General features: G+C 65.1%; 4 protein-coding genes. All 4 read left to right on the top strand.

The window, feature by feature from the left end; translation table 11 throughout:
• Positions 1 to 1075: DUF4173 domain-containing protein (locus EN879_RS27350; RefSeq protein WP_127274359.1), on the top strand; the 1075-nt coding region annotated here is incomplete at its 5' end.
• Between the two features lie 3 nt (positions 1076 to 1078).
• The gene (locus EN879_RS27355; RefSeq protein ID WP_063169570.1) at positions 1079 to 1771 is read left to right on the top strand and encodes a response regulator transcription factor; all 693 of its coding nucleotides are present in this window, start codon (positions 1079 to 1081) and stop codon (positions 1769 to 1771) included.
• Positions 1762 to 3363, top strand: coding sequence for an ATP-binding protein (locus tag EN879_RS27360; protein ID WP_063169569.1), 1602 nt, complete (start codon positions 1762 to 1764; stop codon positions 3361 to 3363). Before EN879_RS27355 ends, EN879_RS27360 begins: the two co-directional genes overlap by 10 nt.
• Positions 3364 to 3392: 29 nt before the next feature.
• The coding region (locus EN879_RS27365; protein ID WP_164774609.1) for an FAD-dependent oxidoreductase at positions 3393 to 3752 on the top strand (360 nt) is incomplete at its 3' end.

A 3752-nucleotide genomic window follows, 5' to 3' on the forward strand; every position in this document is an offset into this window, starting at 1 on the left:
GCTGACGCTGGGGGCGGTCTTCCTGGCGCTGTTCGGTGCCGCCAATCCGGTCATCGACTATTGGCTGTCGCTGATCGATCTCGTGAGGCTGCTCGATCTTATCCAGCTGGCGCGGATTGCCTTCTGGCTGTTCGTGCTCGCCGCTGTCTGGGCTTTTCTGCGACCGCGCATGCCGCGCCTGGTTCGCCGCATCCCGCGCGCGTTGCCGGCGGTCAGCGCTCAAGCCGGCAAAACCGCCACCACCATCGAAGACATCCTGTTCGGCAAGGCCGCCATCCTGCGCGCCCTGATCGTCTTCAACATCCTGTTTGCGCTGCAGACGGCGCTCGACGCCGCCTATCTGTGGGGCGGGGCAGCGCTTCCCGATGGGCTGAGCTACGCCTCCTACGCGCATCGTGGCGCCTATCCCTTGATCGTCACGGCACTGCTTGCCGCCGGCTTCGTGCTGGCAGCGCTGCGACCCGGCAGCGAAACCTCGGCCGATCCGCTGATCCGCCGGCTGGTCTATGTCTGGGTGGCGCAGAACATCATGCTGGTCATCTCGTCGATCCTGCGGCTCGACCTCTATGTCGGCATCTATGCATTGACCTACTGGCGCGTCGCCGCCTTTGTCTGGATGGGGCTGGTGGCAGCAGGCCTTGCCCTGATCATTGCCCGCATCGCGCTTAGAAAATCCAACGAATGGCTGCTGTCCGCCAATCTTCTGACGTTATCCCTGACGCTTTATGCCGGCTGTTTCATCAATTTCGCAGCAACGATCGCCAATTACAATGTCGACCATTCCCTCGAAATGACCGGCCAGGGCATTCCCCTAGACGCCTGGTATCTTCACTCGCTCGGTCCGGGCGCGTTTCCCGCGCTTGATCGCTTCCTCGAGCACCAGGGCAAGACGGCGGCCGCCGGCACTGTCCGCGAACTGGCCGGCGTGCGCGGCAGCGACGAAATCTGGTATCGAACTATCCAGCAGAACTGGCGGGCCTGGAGCTTTCGCGACTGGCGGCTGCTTCGATATCTCGACACCAAGGAGCCGTTCGTGATTCCCTCCGCTATCGAACCTTCCATGCCGGGCCGCTGATCCATGCCGCATCACATCCTCGTCGCCGACGATGACCCGCACATCCGCGAGGTGATCTGCTTTGCCTTGGAGAAGGCCGGCATGAAAACGACAGGGGTGGCCGACGGTGCCGCCGCCTTGCAGGCAATCGGCCGCCGGGCACCGGACCTCGTCGTGCTCGATATCGGCATGCCGGAAATGGACGGGCTGGAGGTCTGCCGGCGGCTGCGGCACATATCCGATGTGCCGGTGCTGTTCCTCTCTGCGCGCGACGAGGAGATCGACCGCATCCTCGGGCTCGAAATGGGCGGCGACGACTATGTGACGAAACCATTCAGCCCGCGCGAGCTGGTTGCCCGCGTCAACGTCATCCTGCGGCGCGCCCGCCCGGCGGTGCCCGAACCGGCCGACGACAGGCAGTTTTCGCATGGCAAACTGGCTCTGGCGCCGGCCAGCCATACCGCCAGCTTCGACGGCAAGCCGTTATCGTTGACAGGAATAGAGTTCTCGATCCTGAAGGGGTTCCTGGCGCGGCCGGCGCATGTGCTCGACCGCGACGCGGTGACGGCCAGCGCCTATGCCGCAAACATCCACGTCGCCGGCCGCACCGTCGACAGCCACATCCGCAACATCCGCGCCAAACTGGCAGCCGTGGGTTGCCCAAATGTCATCGAGACGGTGCATGGCGTCGGCTTCCGGCTTGGCCGATGCGGCTGACGGCCTCCAGCAAATGGATCGGCCGCAAATGGCGGCCACGGCTTGCCACGGTCGTCGTCGCCATCCTGATCATGGTGATGGCCTTGCCACTGGTCGGCCTGTTCTTCTTCCGCCTCTACGAGAACCAGCTGATCCGCCAGACCGAGGCGGAGCTGATCGCGCAAGGCGCTGCCATCGCCGCCATCTATGCGCGGGATGTACGTGACGCCGGCATCCCACCGGAAAAGCTCGGTGCGCCGATGCCGGAGCCAAGTGGGGATTCAAGCCGCAGCGTCAATCCGGACCCGCTCTACAGGCCAATCGAACCGCAGCTCGATCTTGCCTCGGATTATGTCCTGCCGACCCGGCCGGCGGCGATGCCGGTGATCGTCGATCCCGCCTTCGCGGTGATCGGCGCGCGCCTGTCCGGCATCCTCGACGCCACCCAGAAAACCACGTTGGCCGGCTTCCGGCTGCTCGACCCCCGGGGCGTCGTCATTGCCGGGCGCGGCGAGGTCGGCCAGTCGCTCAGTGCGGTCGAAGAGGTGCGCACAGCACTTGCCGGCCACTATGCCAGCGCGCTCAGGCTGCGCATTCCCGACCAGCCGACGCCACCGCTCTATTCGGTCAGCCGCGGCACCAAGGTGCGTGTCTTCGTCGCCCTGCCGGTCGCTGTCGACGGCCAGGTCGCCGGCGTCGTCTATGTGTCGCGGACGCCCAACAACATCATCAAGCATCTCTATGGCGAACGCGGCAAGGTGACGTTGGCGGCGATCGCCATTCTCGGCGGCACGCTGCTCATCGGTCTCATCTTCCTGCGCACCGTCAGCCGGCCGATCTATGCGCTGATCGACCGCACCGAGCGCATCGCCGCCGGCGACCGCACGGCGATCCGGCCGCTCGACCACCACGGCACGCGAGAGATGGCGGAGCTGTCCGCAGCCTTCCTCGACATGGCCGAGAAGCTTCAGGCACGGTCGGACTCGGTCCAGACTTTCGCCACACATGTCTCGCATGAGCTCAAATCGCCGCTGACGGCGATCCAGGGCGCGGCCGAATTGCTGCGCGATTCCGGTGGCGCGATGGACGATGCGGAGCGGCGGCGTTTCTCCAACAATATCGTCACCGATGCGGGGCGGCTCAATCTGCTGGTGCGGCGCCTGCTCGACCTGGCGCGCGCCGAAAACCTGGCGCCGAGCGGCGAAAGCACATCGCTCGGTGCGGCACTGTCGCTGCTGCCCGTCGATAGCAGGCTCACGGTTAGCATCGGGGCCGGCGGCGACATCAGATTGCGCATATCGGCCGAGAACGCGGCTATCGTGCTGGCCAATCTCATCGACAATTCGGCCAGGCATGGCGCGACGCAGGTTTCTGTCTCCGCTACGAGCGCCGGCGGCAAGGCGAGCATCCTGGTCAGCGACGACGGTGCCGGCATTTCGCCGAGCAACCGGGCGCGCATTTTCGAGCCGTTCTTCACCACGCGGCGCGAACAGGGCGGCACCGGCATGGGGCTTGGCATCGTGCTGGCCCTCCTGAAAGCGCATGATGGTATGATCGCGCTGGTTGACAGCGAGCGCGGCACGCGCTTCGAGGTCATTCTGCCGGTGGCGTGAAGGACACTATCGGCCGGATCGGAGAGAACATGCGCTACGACATCGTCATCATCGGCGGAGCCATCGTCGGCTCCTCGGTCGCCTATTACCTGCGTGAGCAAGGGTTTTCCGGCACGATCGCGCTGGTCGAGCGTGATCCGCAATTCGCGCATGCGGCAACGACGCTGTCCATGGCCTCGATCCGCCAGCAATTCTCGATCCCGGAAAACATCCGCCTGTCGCAGTTCACGCTGAAGCTGTTCCGGCGGCTGAAGGAAGAGTTCGGGGATGACGCCGATATCGGCTTTCGCGAGGGCGGCTACCTCATCCTTGCCGGCGAGGACGGCTTGCCGATCCTGAGGAGCAATCACCAGGCGCAGATGGCCGAGGGCGCCGACATTGTGCTGGAG

The organism is Mesorhizobium sp. M7A.F.Ca.AU.002.02.1.1 (assembly GCF_003998535.1).
Taxonomy (GTDB): Bacteria; Pseudomonadota; Alphaproteobacteria; order Rhizobiales; family Rhizobiaceae; genus Mesorhizobium; species Mesorhizobium ciceri.

Excerpts from the sequence above, each read along its gene's own strand:
- EN879_RS27355 (WP_063169570.1), top strand. The coding sequence starts at position 1,079 with ATGCCGCATCACATCCTCGTCGCCGACGATGACCCGCACATCCGCGAG.
- EN879_RS27360 (WP_063169569.1), top strand. The coding sequence starts at position 1,762 with ATGCGGCTGACGGCCTCCAGCAAATGGATCGGCCGCAAATGGCGGCCA.